This is a genomic window from Xanthobacter sp. 126, assembly GCF_000526175.1.
Lineage (GTDB): Bacteria > Pseudomonadota > Alphaproteobacteria > Rhizobiales > Xanthobacteraceae > Xanthobacter > Xanthobacter aminoxidans.
The window spans coordinates 5,313,601-5,327,861 of the sequence record NZ_JAFO01000001.1; the positions used below are offsets into that span (position 1 = coordinate 5,313,601).

The 14,261-nt window shown below is 69.1% G+C and carries 12 protein-coding genes; 5 read left to right on the top strand and 7 right to left on the bottom strand.

The features are described from left to right. Positions 1-74 precede the first annotated feature (74 nt). The 7 genes from truB to XAN126_RS0125165 form a co-directional block, all read right to left on the bottom strand. Positions 75-1,181 carry a tRNA pseudouridine(55) synthase TruB gene (truB, locus tag XAN126_RS0125135; protein ID WP_024281312.1) on the bottom strand — a complete coding sequence of 369 codons (1,107 nt, stop codon included), beginning with the start codon at positions 1,179-1,181 and terminating at the stop codon, positions 75-77. Further along, a complete protein-coding gene (rbfA, locus tag XAN126_RS0125140; protein WP_024281313.1) occupies positions 1,178-1,633 on the bottom strand; it encodes a 30S ribosome-binding factor RbfA in 456 nt (151 codons plus the stop codon). Before rbfA ends, truB begins: the two co-directional genes overlap by 4 nt. Positions 1,634-1,804: 171 nt before the next feature. Next, positions 1,805-4,984 carry a translation initiation factor IF-2 gene (gene infB, locus XAN126_RS0125145; RefSeq protein WP_024281314.1) on the bottom strand — a complete coding sequence of 1,060 codons (3,180 nt, stop codon included), beginning with the start codon at positions 4,982-4,984 and terminating at the stop codon, positions 1,805-1,807. Further along, a complete protein-coding gene (locus XAN126_RS0125150) occupies positions 4,981-5,745 on the bottom strand; it encodes an RNA-binding protein (protein WP_024281315.1) in 765 nt (254 codons plus the stop codon). Before XAN126_RS0125150 ends, infB begins: the two co-directional genes overlap by 4 nt. Before the next feature lie 20 nt (positions 5,746-5,765). Beyond that, the gene (gene nusA / locus XAN126_RS0125155; RefSeq protein ID WP_029877734.1) at positions 5,766-7,358 is read right to left on the bottom strand and encodes a transcription termination factor NusA; all 1,593 of its coding nucleotides are present in this window, start codon (positions 7,356-7,358) and stop codon (positions 5,766-5,768) included. Next, entirely contained in the window at positions 7,358-8,218 is an 861-nt protein-coding gene (gene rimP / locus XAN126_RS26695) for a ribosome maturation factor RimP (protein ID WP_024281316.1), read from the bottom strand. Before rimP ends, nusA begins: the two co-directional genes overlap by 1 nt. Positions 8,219-8,845: 627 nt before the next feature. Further along, positions 8,846-9,358: a universal stress protein gene (locus tag XAN126_RS0125165; RefSeq protein ID WP_024281317.1), complete on the bottom strand. Its 513-nt coding sequence runs from the start codon at positions 9,356-9,358 to the stop codon at positions 8,846-8,848. Positions 9,359-9,541: 183 nt separating this feature from the next. Between XAN126_RS0125165 and XAN126_RS0125170 the strand changes: the two genes are divergently transcribed. From XAN126_RS0125170 to XAN126_RS0125190, 5 genes are all read left to right on the top strand, one after another. Beyond that, complete coding sequence (locus tag XAN126_RS0125170) at positions 9,542-9,979, top strand: heme-binding protein (RefSeq protein ID WP_024281318.1); 438 nt, start codon at positions 9,542-9,544, stop codon at positions 9,977-9,979. Between the two features lie 344 nt (positions 9,980-10,323). Continuing rightward, entirely contained in the window at positions 10,324-10,593 is a 270-nt protein-coding gene (gene rpsO, locus XAN126_RS0125175) for a 30S ribosomal protein S15 (protein WP_024281319.1), read from the top strand. Positions 10,594-10,825: 232 nt separating this feature from the next. Next, positions 10,826-13,006: a polyribonucleotide nucleotidyltransferase gene (pnp, locus tag XAN126_RS0125180; RefSeq protein ID WP_024281320.1), complete on the top strand. Its 2,181-nt coding sequence runs from the start codon at positions 10,826-10,828 to the stop codon at positions 13,004-13,006. Between the two features lie 145 nt (positions 13,007-13,151). Beyond that, the gene (locus tag XAN126_RS0125185; RefSeq protein WP_024281321.1) at positions 13,152-13,532 is read left to right on the top strand and encodes an antitoxin Xre/MbcA/ParS toxin-binding domain-containing protein; all 381 of its coding nucleotides are present in this window, start codon (positions 13,152-13,154) and stop codon (positions 13,530-13,532) included. Next, the gene (locus XAN126_RS0125190; protein WP_024281322.1) at positions 13,492-14,259 is read left to right on the top strand and encodes an RES family NAD+ phosphorylase; all 768 of its coding nucleotides are present in this window, start codon (positions 13,492-13,494) and stop codon (positions 14,257-14,259) included. Before XAN126_RS0125185 ends, XAN126_RS0125190 begins: the two co-directional genes overlap by 41 nt. Positions 14,260-14,261: the final 2 nt, after the last annotated feature.

Here is a 14,261-nt window from a genome sequence, read left to right on the forward strand (position 1 = left end):
TCATCCTTCCGTGAGTAAGCCCCACGGAAGGAAGGCAAGAGATATGCCGTATGCTTCGCTTTGCGAAACGGGCGTCAGCGGTTGCGGCGGGGCGGCCTGTTCGAGGATTTGCCCGAGGACTTGCCCCAGTTGAACACGCGGTGAGGGAACACCTCTCCGTTCTCGCCGTCGCCGATGGCGATGAGCGCGCCCTGGCAGGACACCGCCACATGGCCCTCGACGATGGGGGCGTCTCGGCCGCGCAGGATGATGCTCTGGCCGCAGCGCAGGCGGTGGGCTTCCTGCGGCGTCACGTTGAGCTGGGGAATCTCCTCCAGCGCCACCGCCACCGGATCGAGCGCATCCATCAGCGCCTCTTCGCTGGCCTCGGCGCGGTCACGCAGCTCATCGAGGGGCACGAGGCGCTCCTCCAGGAACGGCCCGACGCAGGCGCGACGCAGCTGGCAGATGTGGCCGCGCGAACCCAGCATGCGGCCGAGGTCGCGGGCGATGGCGCGCACATAGGTGCCCTTGCCGCACTCGGCCTCCAGCACCGCATGGTCGGCGTCCGGACGGTCCATCAGCTCGATGCGGAAGATGGTGACGGGGCGCGCCTCCAGCTTCACCTCCTCACCCTCACGGGCGAGGTCATAGGCGCGTTCGCCGCCGATCTTGAGCGCCGAATAGGCCGGCGGCACCTGCATGATCTCGCCGCGGAAGGTGGGCAGCGCCGCGATGATCTCGTCGTCCGAGGGGCGGAGTTCCGAGGTCTCCACCGCCTTGCCCTCGGAATCGTCCGTGTCCGTCTCGGTGCCGAAGCGCACGGTGAAACGGTAGGTCTTGCGGCCGTCCATCACATAGGGAACGGTCTTGGTGGCCTCGCCGAAGGCGATGGGCAGGCAGCCGGAGGCCAGCGGGTCGAGGGTGCCCGCATGTCCGGCCTTCTTGGCCCCGAAGATGCGCTTCACCACCGCCACCGCCTGGGTGGAGGTCATGCCCGTGGGCTTGTCGAGCAGCACCCAGCCGTCGAGGTCGCGCTTGGGCGCGCGGGGGCGGTTGTCCTGCTCGCGGCTGGCGCGGGGGGCGTCGCCGGCGGGGGGCGCTTCGGCCGCTTCAGGAGCGAGGGCGGTCTCGACAACGGATTCAACGATGGGCTCGGCGGCGGCTTCAGCCGCGGCTTCGGCAGTGGCTCGGACGGTCATTCGGCGTCGGTCTCTTTGTCGGTCGGAGTCTGGTCGGGCGCGTCCTCGGAATGGCTCTCAAGGGCATCGAGGTCCCGCTGCACCTGGGGGGAGCGCAGAAGGGCGTCCATGCGCGCGCCCTCGTCGAAGGACGTATCCTTGCGAAAGCGCAGCTCGGGCACGCTCTTCAGCTCCACGCGCCGCGCCACCTCGGTGCGCAGGCGGCGGGCATTGTCGGCCAGCGCCTTGATGACGGGCGTGATGTCCTTGCCGCCGAGGGGCATGACGTAGCAGGTGGCGATCTTGAGGTCCGGCGACATGCGCACCTCGGGCACGGTGATGATGTGCCCGGCGAGCACCGGATCGATATGGTCGCCGCGGGACAGCACGTCGGCCAGGGCATGGCGGACAAGCTCGCCCACGCGCAGCATGCGCTGGGAGGGGCCGCCTCCCGTGCGGGTATCGGGTTTCATTTTTGCTTCTGCTTCGTTCGGCGCCGGCAAAGCCGTGGCGCCTTCTCCTCGATTGTGGAGCGGACGGGCTTGGACCGTACCGTTCCGGTTAAGCGTCGACGCCTCCGGCTCTTTTCCCGTTCGGGGAAGAGACCGGAGGCGGAGACGTCGAGCGTTGCGCCCGTCGTCAGGTCACAGCGAGCGCTGGATCACCTCGACCCGGAAGCACTCGATCACGTCGCCAGCTCGCATGTCCTGGTAGTTCTCGAAGGACATGCCGCAGTCCTGGCCCGCATGGACGGTGTTCACCGCATCCTTGAAGCGATTCAGCGTGGCGAGCTTGCCCTCGTGGATCACCACGTTGTCGCGGATGAGGCGCACGTGCTGGCCCTTCTCCACGACGCCGTCGGTGACCTGGCAGCCCGCCACCTTGCCCACCTTGGAGACCAGGAAGATCTCCTTGATGAGGGCGTTGCCCAGCATGGTCTCGCGGTTGATGGGCGCGAGCAGGCCGCTCATGGCCTTCTTCACGTCATCCACGAGGTCGTAGATGATGTTGTAGTAGCGGATCTCGATGCCCGCCCGATCGGCCGCGTCGCGCGCTTCCTTGTTGGCGCGCACGTTGAAAGCGATGATCGCGGCGCCGGAGGTTTCCGCCAGCGTCACGTCGCTTTCGTTGATGCCGCCCGCGCCGGAATGGATGATGCGGGCCTGCACCTCGTCGTTGCCGACCTTCTCCAGCGCGCCGATGATGGCTTCCACCGAGCCCGACACGTCGCCCTTGATGATGAGGGGGAATTCCTTCCGCCCCGAAGCCTTCACCTGGCTCATCATCTGCTCCAGCGAGCCACGGATGGTGGCGGAACGGGCCGCCGCCTTCTCGCGCTTCTGGCGCTGGCGGTAATCGGTGATCTCGCGGGCGCGGGCTTCGTTCTCCACCACCGCGAGGCGGTCACCCGCCTCCGGCGTGCCGTTGAAGCCCAGCACCTCCACGGGCAGGGAGGGGCCGGCCGCGTCCACGGTGGCACCGGTGTCGGAGATGAGGGCGCGCACGCGGCCCCATTCGGCACCGGCCACCACGATGTCGCCCACGTGCAGGGTGCCGCGCTGGACGAGGACGGTGGCCACGGGGCCCCGGCCGCGATCGAGCTTGGCTTCCACCACGGTGCCTTCGGCGTCGCGGTTCGGATTGGCCCGCAGATCGAGCAGTTCCGACTGGAGGGCGATGGCCTCCAGGAGCTTGTCGAGGTTGAGATGCTCCTTGGCGGAGACCTCCACCTCGAGCGTCTCGCCGCCCATGCTCTCCACCTGCACTTCGTACTGAAGCAGTTCGGAGCGTACGCGCTCGGGCTTGGCGCCGGGCTTGTCGATCTTGTTGATCGCCACGATCAGCGGCACCCGCGCCGCGCGGGCGTGGTTGATGGCTTCCACCGTCTGGGGCATCACGCCGTCGTCGGCCGCCACCACCAGCACCACGATGTCCGTCACCTTGGCGCCACGGGCACGCATGGCGGTGAAGGCGGCGTGGCCGGGGGTGTCGATGAAGGTGATCTTCGAGCCCGAGGGCGCGGTCACCTGGTAGGCGCCGATGTGCTGGGTGATGCCGCCGGCCTCGCCGGAGACCACGTTGGCCTTGCGGATGGCATCCAGCAAAGAGGTCTTGCCGTGGTCGACGTGGCCCATGATGGTCACGACGGCCGGGCGGGGGAGCAGGGTCTCGGGGGCGTCCGGGGTATCGAACAGGCCTTCCTCGACGTCGCTCTCCGACACGCGGCGGACGGTGTGGCCGAGATCCTCGGCGATGAGCTCGGCGGTATCGGCGTCGATCACGTCGGTGATCTTCACCATCTGCCCCTGCTTCATCAGCATGCGGATCACGTCCACGGCCCGCTCCGACATGCGGTTGGCGAGTTCCTGGATGGTGATGGTCTCGGGCAGGATCACCTCGCGGGCGATCTTTTCCTTGCTCTCCTGCTGCCGATGCCCGGTCATGCGCTGGGTGCGGCGGCGGAACGAGGCGACCGAACGCTGGCGCTCTTCCTCACCCGACTGGGCGGTGACGAGCGTCAGGCGGCCGCGCTGCTTCTCCTGGCCGGCGGGGGCACGGGGCACCTTGACCGGAGCGACCGGACGCGCGGCGGGGCCGCGGCGGACGGCACCGCCCCCACGGCGCTCCTCTTCCTCGCTGCCACCTTCCGCAGGAGCGGTGGTACCAGCCGGACGCGGGGTGAGCGGACGCGCGGTGGTCGTGCCGGCGGGACGGGCGCTCGCGCCCTGCTCCTCGCCGCCGAAGCGCTTGCGCGCTTCCTGCTCGGCCTTGCGCTTCTTGTCTTCTTCCTGGGCGCGGCGGGCCTCGTCCTCGCGCTTGCGGGCCTCGGCGGCCTCACGCTCGGCGCGCTCGGCACGCTCGCGCTCGGCGCGGCGACGGGCCTCCTCCTCGGCAGCGCGGCGCTCCTCGGCCATGCGCTGCTCTTCCACCGCGCGAACGCGGGCGTCGGCCAGCGCGCTGGCGCGGGCGTTGCGCTCTTCCTCGGTCAGCGTGCGCAGCACCACGCCCGAACCGCCGGGACGCTGCTGGCCGGAACGCGAGGGACCACCGCCGCCGCCGGGACGGCGGTCACGATCCGAACCCGGACCGCCGGACCGCGGCGGCTGGCCGGGACGCGACGGAGCGTTGGGACGCGAAGACGACTGGCCGGACGAGCCGGTACGGGACGGCTGGCCGGAACCCGACCGCGATCCCTCGGCGGGACGCGGGCCGGAGGCCGCCGCAGGACGGGCCGCGGCGGGAGCGGGCGCAGCAGGCTTCGGCGGGGCAGCAGGGGCAGCGGCGACGGGAGCGGGCGCAGCAGGCGCCGCCTCCGGCTTGGCGGGAGCCGGCTCGGCAGCGGCAGGCGCCGCGGGCGCCGGAGCGGCCACAGGTGCAGCGACCGCCTCGGCAGCGGGTGCAGCCGGGGCCTTGGCTTCTGCCGGAGCGGGCGCGGGAGCCGGGGCGGCAGCCGGTGCAGCCACTGGGGCCTTGGCTTCGACCGGAGCGGCGGGCGCCGGAGCGGCAGGGGCGACAGCCGCGGGCGCGGGAGCCGGGGCGGGCGGCACAGGACGGGCGGCCGCAGCAGGGGCCGGAGCCGGAGCGACAGGCGCCTTCGCCTGCGCAGGCGGGGCAGCCGGAGCCGGCGCCGCAGGCGCGCTCCCGTGGCCAGCCTCACCTGGGGCGATGACGCGGCGCTTCACCTTCTCCACCACGACCGCCTTGGAGCGGCCATGGCTGAAGCTTTGGCGCACCGTTCCCTGCTCCACCGGGCGCTTCAGCGTGAGCGTCTTGCCGGGGGCGGGATGCAGCGTCTTGTCGCCTGGGGTCTTGGTGTCGTTCATTCCGTATCCGTTCCTTGCATCCGGCCGGGGTCATGCGGGAGATCAGCACCATGGCTCAAATCGTTGCCATGGCTGAGGTTTGGACCCTGCCCGAGCGTCTCGCCGATGGACGTACCCGTCCGCCAGCGCGAGAGCCTGTGGCAGCGCTCCAGAAACCCTTTGGCCGTCGGATGCGCGAGCAGCGCCGCATGTACCACATTTGACCGCCCTAACGCCAAGTCCAAATCGATGCCGGGAAAGCAATCGACCACGGCAGCCGCGCGGAAACCGGCAGCCTCGACCTGTCGCAGGAGGGCATTGAGCTTGCGCACCCCGTCCGGGCGCGCGTCACTGGCGTTGAGGACGACCAGCACATCGCCGGTGCCCAGGGCCGCCTCGACCTTGGTGTGGCCCGTCACGACCCGTCCCGCCTTGTTGGCGAGGGAGAGGGCGGCGAGCGCGTCTTTATAGATGAGCCGATCCACCAGATCGGCAAGATCAGGCGCAGCCTTGCCACGGCCCTTGAAGGCGCGGCCGAAGGCCTTCTTCTTCAGCGCCGCGTCGAAATCGGCCCGGGTGGCCCCCACCCAGGCCCCACGGCCGGGAAGCTTACGCGAAAGATCCGGGATGATGGCGCCGTCGGGCGCCACCACGAAGCGCATCATGTCCGCCACCGGCAGCACCCGCCGCGTGGCGAGGCACAGGCGCGACAGAGGCGCCCGCGCCGCAGACAAGCTGCGCGGCCCCCCGTCCGTCTCGTCCTCGTCCAGTATCGCGGGCACCAGTGGTCATCTCCTTAGGCTCAGGCGTCTTCGGCCGGGGTGTCTTCACCCTCGGCTTCAGGCTCGGCCTCGATCCAGCCCGCGGCGACGCGGGCCTGCATGATGAGGGCTTCGGCGTCCTCGCGGGAGAACTCGAAACCGTCCAGAGCGCCGGCATGGCGGATGGTCTCGCCGTCCTTGCGCTCGCTCCAGCCGACGAGATCGTCGGTGGCGCAGCCAGCGAGATCCTCGATCGTCTTGATGTCGTTCTCGCCGAAGGCCACCAGCATCTTGGAGGTGACGCCGGGCACGGTCTTCACCTCGTCCTCGACACCCAGCTCCTTGCGGCGGGCGTCGAGCGCCTCTTCCACTTCGGCGAGGTGCTTGAGGGCGCGGGACTGCAGCTCGGCGGCGGTGTCCTCGTCGAAGCCTTCGATGGAGGCGAGCTCGGAGATCGGCACGTAGGCGATCTCCTCCACCGAGGTGAAGCCCTCGGAGGTGAGCAGCTGGCCCATCATCTCGTCGAGATCGAGGGCCTCGGAGAACATCTTGGTGCGCTCGGCGAATTCCTTCTGCCGCCGCTCGCTCTCCTCCTGCTCGGTCATGATGTCGATGTCCCAGCCGGTGAGCTGGGTGGCAAGGCGGACGTTCTGGCCGCGGCGGCCGATGGCCAGCGACAGCTGGGCGTCGGGCACCACCACTTCAATGCGCTCGCGATCCTCGTCGAGCACCACCTTCACCACCTCGGCGGGGGCAAGGGCGTTGACGATGAAGGTAGCGATATCCGGGTTCCAGGGGATGATATCGATCTTCTCGCCCTGCAGCTCGTTCACCACGGCCTGCACACGCGAGCCGCGCATGCCGACGCAGGCGCCGACCGGGTCCACCGACTGGTCGCGGGAGATGACGGCGATCTTGGCGCGGGAGCCGGGATCGCGAGCCACGGCCTTGATCTCGACGATGCCGTCGTAGATTTCCGGCACTTCCTGCGCGAACAGCTTCGCCATGAACTGGGGATGGGTGCGGGAGAGGAAGATCTGCGGACCGCGCGGCTCGCGGCGCACGTCGTAGATATAGGCGCGGATGCGGTCGCCGGTCTTCACCGTCTCGCGCGGCAGCAGTTCGTCGCGGCGCAGGATGCCTTCGCCGCGACCGAGGTCCACCACCACGTTGCCGTACTCGACCCGCTTCACGAGGCCGTTCAGCACGTCGCCGATGCGGTCCTTGTATTCGTCATACTGCCGATCGCGCTCGGCCTCGCGCACCTTCTGCACGATGACCTGCTTCGCGCTCTGCGCGGCGATGCGGCCGAAATCGAAGGGCGGCAGGGTGTCGGCGATGGTGTCGCCCACCTGCGCCGCGGGATTGTGGCGGCGGGCGCCGTCCAGCGTGATCTCGGTGGCGGTATTCTCCACCTCGTCCACCACGAGCAGGTGGCGCGCGAGGCGCAGCTCGCCGGTCTTGGAGTTGATGTCGGCGTGGATGTCCGTCTCCTGGCCGTAGCGCGAGCGCGCGGCCTTGGCGATGGCATCTTCCATGGCGGCGATGACGATGCTGCGGTCGATGGACTTCTCCCGCGCGACCGCATCGGCGATCTGCAGGAGCTCCAGCCGGTTTGCGCTGACGGCGACCATCAGTGCTTCTCCTTCACGCTGCTGGCGTTGGCCGAGGAGGCGGCCGTCTCGAGGCCCGCCTTCTTCTTGGCGTTGGACTTCTTTCCATCGGGCTTCTTGCCCGCAACCTTGGATTTCTTCGCCTTCTTGCCGGCGACCTTGCCCGTGGCGCCCTTGTTGGCGACGGGGCCGCGGGCCGGCTTGGCCGGGGCCTCTTCCGCATCGTCGTCCAGATCGCCCGGCTCGAACGTGTCGTCGGCCTCCAGCGGATCGACGGTATCGAGGAAGTCCTCGGCCTCCTCGTCCAGCTCCTGGCCGGCAGCCTTCGCCGCGCGCAGCGCCTCGCGGATCAGCGCGTCAGTGAGCACGAGGCGGGCATCGTGGATGTCGCGGAGCGGCAGGCGGACGGTGGGTTCCTCGTCGGCCCGCGCATCGGTGCGACGCACCAGCGCATCGCCGTCCTCGGCACCGGTTAGGATGCCGCGGAAGCGCTTGCGGCTGTCCACCGGCACGCTCATCTCCACCTTCACCTCATGGCCCGCCCAGCGCACGAAGTCCGACAGCCGCACCAGCGGCCGGTCGATGCCGGGCGAGGACATTTCCAGGCGGTAGGCGCTGGTGATGGGGTCTTCCACATCGAGCACCGGCGAAAGGGCACGCGAGGCGGCCTCGCAATCGTCGATGGACATGGTTCCGTCGGGGCGCTCGGCCATGATCTGCACGGTGCCGCCGTCGCGGTTCGTCACCTTCACGCGGACCAGCCGATAGCCGAGGCCGCCGAGCACGCCGGAAGCGATGGCGGCGATGCGAGCCGCCACTCCGGTCTCGGTGATGAGGCGCGGCTCGTTGGGATCGTCGAGCACGGCGTTGATCTCGGTCATGTCACTCCGGGTGCGGATCGCTTCGCGCCGGCTTGCCGCCGGGCGTCGTCCGCTGGTTCATTTTCCGCCGGACGCGGCGGCTCGGCACCGGCGCCCGAAATTCGTGTGGCCATCAGGCCCGCCCGGCACCCCGGAGGGCGCACCCGATGTCGCTGGACACCGGATAAGCAGAAAAGGAGCGGGTCCCGACCGGGGCCCACTCTCATCACCTTCGACTGCGATGGCGCTGAGGCATCCCCATGGGGGACGGCGCTAATATAGACGGAAATGCCGGAGGCGCAAGCCTGCTTTCCGTCTGCCCTTTACACGCCGCCTGCACCCGCGCCGCGCGCATGGCACGCCTGCGGCGCCGGAGCCCCGCTGCCGCAATTGCGCCGCACGCGGGGTGTTCAAGCCCGCCGACCGCGCTCCACCTCGACCCGTCGATGGGGCCATCCGGCGCCGAAGAGCCCGCCATCGCCGTATCGTGATGGCCCGTCCGCGTTGGATTTGCGCGCCCGATCCGCCAAAGCTGCCGGATCAACCAGACATTCGAACCGCCGTCCCGAGCGAGGATCAAGTCCTTGCGTTTCTCGCCGGGCCGCGCGACCGCCGGGACGGAGCGATCCGTCCCGGCGGTTTACGCTCTCAGGCCAGTCCGTCCAGCTCCTGATCGGTCAGCGCCCCCGGCACGATGGTGACGGGGATGGGAAACCGCGCCGCATGGCCGGCGGCGAGAGAGGCCACCAGCGGCCCCGGCCCATCCTTTCCGGTCCCTGCGGCAAGCACCAGAATGGCGATATCGCGGTCCTCGTGGATCACGGAACCGATGGCCTCCGCCAGAGCGCCCTCGCGGATCACGGTCTCCGGAGCGACGCCGGCCACCTGCCGCGCCCGCGCGACATATTTGGCGAGCCGCGCTTCCATCTCTTCATGGGCCTCGGCCCGCATCAGGTCGGCGACGCCGAGCCACTGCTGGCTGACGCCCTCAAGCTCCAGGACGCCCAGCATCACCACCCCGCCCTCGGTACCGGCGGCACGGCGGGCGGCGTAATAGACGGCGCGATCGCATTCGGGGGTGTCGTCCACCACCACCAGAAACTTGCGGCGATGCCCGGGCTCGCGGCTCTGGCGCGGGGCTACGGTCCGCGTGGGGATCATGACGGCTCTCCCGGATCGGATCTTTGGGGCGGGGCCGCCCATGGTGGCACGGCGGCGGGGCCGCGGGGGAGAGGATTTTCCGCCCCTCCCCACCCGGTTCGCATCGGGCGCCGCATGGGCTAGAGGGAGGCGTCAGAGGCAATCGCGACGCCGCCCGGCGTCCGAAGGGGAAAGGACCAAGGCGTGTCAGAACTCAAGCTCGAACAGGCCCAGACCATCGTCACGACCGCGCTCGCCCATGCCCGGGCCGGCGGCATGAACCCGCTCGCCGTCTGCGTTCTGGACGCGCGCGGCGCGCTCAAGGCGGCCAGCTCCGAGGACGGCACCAGCCTCAACCGCATGGACATCGCCCTCGGCAAGGCGAAGGGCGCGCTGGCGCTGGGCATGGGCTCGCGCGCGCTGTTCAAGCGGGCGAAGGACCAGCCCTTCTTCATCGCCGCCGCCACTTCCGCCATCGGCGGCTCGCTGATCCCGGTGCCGGGCGGCGTGCTGATCCGCTCCGGGGATGGCAAGGTGATCGGCGTGGTCGGCATCTCCGGCGACACCTCCGACAATGACGAGGCCTGCGCCATCGCCGGCATCACCGCCGCCGGCCACGCGCCCGACCAGGGCGCGGACTAAGCGACCTCGCCCGACCAGGGCGCGGACTGGGCAACCGCCCGGAGGCGGCGAAACATTCCGCTGGCCGGGCGCGGAAATTTGGCTATAGTCCGCCGCGCGGACGGTGCCCCTCGGGGCGCCGCGTTTCCTGTTGGCAGTGCAATATGCTGATGGCGATGGAGAAACGGCAACGGGCGGTCGCTGGACCGCACCCGCGTTTCGCACAGCCTCGACCGTGCTGGACGACATCCCGGCCCGGCCGAGCGGAGACCGAGAGCCCGCCGCTACCTCCTGAAGGGACTTCTGGAGGGACACGGCGCCAGGGCTTCCGGCTCCTTCCCACTCTCTGTTGAAAGGATTGACCGATGTCGATCACGGCAGAGCGCAAGCAGGCGCTCATCAAGGACTTTGGTGCCAAGGACGGCGACACGGGTTCGCCCGAGGTGCAGGTGGCGATCCTCACCGAGCGCATCACCAACCTCACCGAGCACTTCAAGTCCCACAACAAGGACAACCACTCGCGTCGCGGGCTGCTCAAGCTCGTCTCGCAGCGGCGCAGCCTCCTCGACTATCTGAAGAAGAAGGACGAGGGCCGCTACAAGTCCCTCATCGGCCGTCTGGGCATTCGCCGCTGACGCCGGTTGCCGGCGCCGGCCGGGGAAAGGTTGGCGCCGCGCGCCCCCGCAACGGGGGCGCATTTGCGCAGCGGGCATGGGGCCTGCTGCGGGTCCGTGAATGGAAAGAGCCATGGCAGGATCGCCGGACGCAACCGTCGGAGCCCCCGTATGAGGGTTTGGCTTCGCGCGGCGCGTCCGGCCGTCTTGCTCATGGCTTTTTTCGTTTGCGCCTGAACTGAAAGAGCAAGACATGTTCGACATCCACCGCGAAGAGCTGGACTGGGGCGGAACCACCCTCACCCTCGAGACGGGCAAGATGGCCCGCCAGGCCGACGGCTCCGTGCTGGCCACCTACGGCGACACCAAGGTCCTCGCCACCGTCGTTTCGGCCAAGGAGCCGAAGCCGGGCCAGGACTTCTTCCCGCTGACCGTGAACTACCAGGAAAAGACCTACGCGGCCGGCCGCATCCCCGGCGGCTACTTCAAGCGCGAGGGTCGTCCGTCCGAGAAGGAGACGCTGGTCTCCCGCCTCATCGATCGCCCGATCCGCCCCCTCTTCCCGGACGGCTACAAGTGCGACACCCAGGTGGTCGTCACCGTGCTGGCGCATGACCTCGAGAACGATCCGGACGTGGTCGCCCTGGTCGCCGCCTCCGCCGCTCTGACCCTCTCCGGCATCCCCTTCATGGGTCCGGTGGGCGCCGCCCGCGTCGGCTTCATCGACAATGAGTATGTGCTCAACCCCACCGTGGACGAGGTGAAGGAAAGCTCCCTCGACCTCGTGGTCGCCGGCACGGGCGACGCGGTGCTGATGGTGGAATCGGAAGCCAAGGAGCTGCCCGAGGAGATCATGCTCGGCGCCGTGATGTTCGGCCACCGCCACTTCCAGCCGGTGATCGAGGCCATCATCAAGCTCGCCGAGAAGGCCGCCAAGGAGCCCCGCACCTTCGCGCCGCTCGACGTCTCAGAGATCGAGGCCAAGGTGAAGGAGATCGCCGAGCACGATCTGCGCACCGCCTACAAGATCAAGCAGAAGCAGGAACGCTACGCCGCCGTCGGCGCTGCCAAGTCCAAGGTGAAGAAGTATTACGAGGAGCTCGCCATCGGCGGCACATCCGTGCCGAACCCGCAGGTGGTCTCCGAGGTGTTCAAGGCGCTTGAAGCCAAGATCGTGCGCTGGAACATCCTCGACGACGGCATCCGCATCGACGGCCGCGACGTGCGCACCGTGCGCCCGATCGTCTCCGAGGTCGGCATCCTGCCGCGCGCCCACGGCTCCGCTTTGTTCACCCGCGGCGAGACGCAGGCCCTCGTGGTCGCCACCCTCGGCACCGGCGAGGACGAGCAGTTCATCGACAGCCTGGAAGGCACCTACAAGGAGCACTTCCTGCTGCACTACAACTTCCCGCCCTTCTCCGTGGGCGAGACCGGCCGCATGGGTTCGCCCGGCCGCCGCGAGATCGGCCACGGCAAGCTCGCCTGGCGCGCCATCCATCCCATGCTGCCGGCCAAGCACGAGTTCCCCTACACCCTGCGCGTGGTGTCGGAGATCCTCGAGTCCAACGGCTCGTCCTCCATGGCCACCGTCTGCGGCACCTCGCTGGCGCTGATGGATGCCGGCGTGCCGCTGCGCCGTCCGGTGGCGGGCATCGCCATGGGCCTGATCCTCGAGGATCAGAAGTTCGCGGTGCTCTCCGACATCCTCGGCGACGAGGATCACCTCGGCGACATGGACTTCAAGGTGGCCGGCACGGAGCAGGGCGTGACCTCACTCCAGATGGACATCAAGATCGCCGGCATCACCGAGGAGATCATGAAGGTCGCCCTCACCCAGGCGAAGGACGGCCGCGTCCACATCCTCGGCGAGATGGCGAAAGCCCTCACCACCGCACGCGCGGAACTCGGCGAGCACGCCCCGCGCATCGAGGTGATGAAGATCGCCGTGGACAAGATCCGCGAAGTGATCGGTTCCGGCGGCAAGGTGATCCGCGAGATCGTCGAGAAGACCGGCGCCAAGATCAACATCGAGGACGACGGCACCATCAAGATCGCGTCGGCCAACGGCGACTCGATCAAGGCCGCCATCAACTGGATCAAGTCCATCGCTTCCGAGCCGGAAGTGGGCCAGATCTATGAGGGCACCGTCGTGAAGGTGGTGGACTTCGGCGCCTTCGTGAACTTCTTCGGCTCCAAGGACGGCCTCGTCCACGTGTCGCAGATGGCCAACGAGCGCGTCGCCAAGCCCTCCGACGTCGTCAAGGAAGGCGACAAGGTGAAGGTGAAGCTCATGGGCTTCGACGAGCGCGGCAAGACCCGCCTGTCCATGAAGGTGGTCGACCAGACCACCGGCGAGGACCTGGAAGCCAAGGCCAAGGCCGAGCGCGAAGCCGGCCGCACCGCCTCCGAAGGCGAGGCCGGCGCGGCGGAGTGATCCTCCGCATCAGCGTTGAATTGAGAAGGGCGGCCGCGAGGCCGCCCTTTTATTTTCGGGGCTGCACAGCCGTCCCAAGCGCAACGATGTTCCCACAGAAATTATCCCGTGCTATTCTTTCCATATGAATGCACCGGGAGCCCCCATGCGCGCTGCCCCTCTCGCCGACGCCCCTCTCAGCCAGGGCGCCGTGCTGACCAAGGCGCTGCTGCGCGCCGCCGATCGGCTGGGCGTCACGGGCGCGACGCTCGCCGCAGTCATCGGCCTCAGCCCCGCCTCGCTGACCCGCATGAAGAAAGGCGAATTCGCGCTGGAGACCGGCACCAAGCCGTTCGAGCTGGCCATCCTGTTCGTCCGCCTGTTCCGCTCGCTGGACGCCATCGCCGGCGGGGACGAGCGCATCGCCCGCGCGTGGCTCGCCAACCCCAACACCGCGCTGGGCGACGCCCCCATCGAGAAGATCAGGACCATTCCGGGATTGATGGATGTCATCGCCTATCTGGACGCCCGGCGCGCTGTCGTCTGAGGCGCGGCCCTATGCCGGGCGCTGCTGGCGGCTGGTGGAGGCGCAGCACCTCACGTCCACGCTCAAACTGGTGGACGACACCGACGAGCAGAAGGTGCTGGAAGACCTCATCGAGGCTACCAAGCCGCCCCTGCCGCCGGAGTGCCGGCATCTCGACTACCTGCTGTTCACGCCCTTCCGCTACGAGCCGCCCTACCCCCACGGCTCGCGCTTCCGACGCGCTGGCCGCACGCCCGGTGTCTATTACGCGGCGGAGCGGCCGGAGACGGCGCTGGCGGAGCTGGCCTTCTATCGCCTGCTGTTCTTTTCGGAATCGCCGGGCACCCCCTGGCCGCAGAGCGCCGGCCAGTACACCGCCTTCGCCGCCGAGGTGCGGACGGACCGCCACCTCGATCTCACCAGGGCGCCGCTGAGTAGGGAGAGCGCGGCCTGGACCCACCCCATCGACTACGCGCCCTGCCAGCACCTCGCCGATGCGGCACGGGCGGCGGCGGTGGAGATCATCCGCTACTGCTCCGTGCGCGATCCCGACGCGGGCGCCAACCTCGCCGTGCTGACCTGCGCGGCCTTCGCCGCGCCGGCACCGGTGGAGCGTCGGACATGGCACATGCTGATTGGCCGCACGGGCGTCTCAGCCGTGTGCGAGGCGCCGCGCCAGCGGCTCTCCTTCGGGCGGGAGGCGTTTTCCGCCGACCCGCGCCTTGCCGGCATGGTCTGGGAGCGCTGAAG

Bases quoted from the DNA above. Each gene is read 5' to 3' on its own strand.
- truB (WP_024281312.1), bottom strand. From the start codon at position 1,181: ATGACCGTCCGAGCCACTGCCGAAGCCGCGGCTGAAGCCGCCGCCGAG.
- rbfA (WP_024281313.1), bottom strand. From the start codon at position 1,633: ATGAAACCCGATACCCGCACGGGAGGCGGCCCCTCCCAGCGCATGCTG.
- infB (WP_024281314.1), bottom strand. From the start codon at position 4,984: ATGAACGACACCAAGACCCCAGGCGACAAGACGCTGCATCCCGCCCCC.
- nusA (WP_029877734.1), bottom strand. From the start codon at position 7,358: ATGGTCGCCGTCAGCGCAAACCGGCTGGAGCTCCTGCAGATCGCCGAT.
- rimP (WP_024281316.1), bottom strand. From the start codon at position 8,218: ATGACCGAGATCAACGCCGTGCTCGACGATCCCAACGAGCCGCGCCTC.
- XAN126_RS0125165 (WP_024281317.1), bottom strand. From the start codon at position 9,358: ATGATCCCCACGCGGACCGTAGCCCCGCGCCAGAGCCGCGAGCCCGGG.
- rpsO (WP_024281319.1), top strand. From the start codon at position 10,324: ATGTCGATCACGGCAGAGCGCAAGCAGGCGCTCATCAAGGACTTTGGT.
- pnp (WP_024281320.1), top strand. From the start codon at position 10,826: ATGTTCGACATCCACCGCGAAGAGCTGGACTGGGGCGGAACCACCCTC.
- XAN126_RS0125185 (WP_024281321.1), top strand. From the start codon at position 13,152: ATGCGCGCTGCCCCTCTCGCCGACGCCCCTCTCAGCCAGGGCGCCGTG.
- XAN126_RS0125190 (WP_024281322.1), top strand. From the start codon at position 13,492: ATGTCATCGCCTATCTGGACGCCCGGCGCGCTGTCGTCTGAGGCGCGG.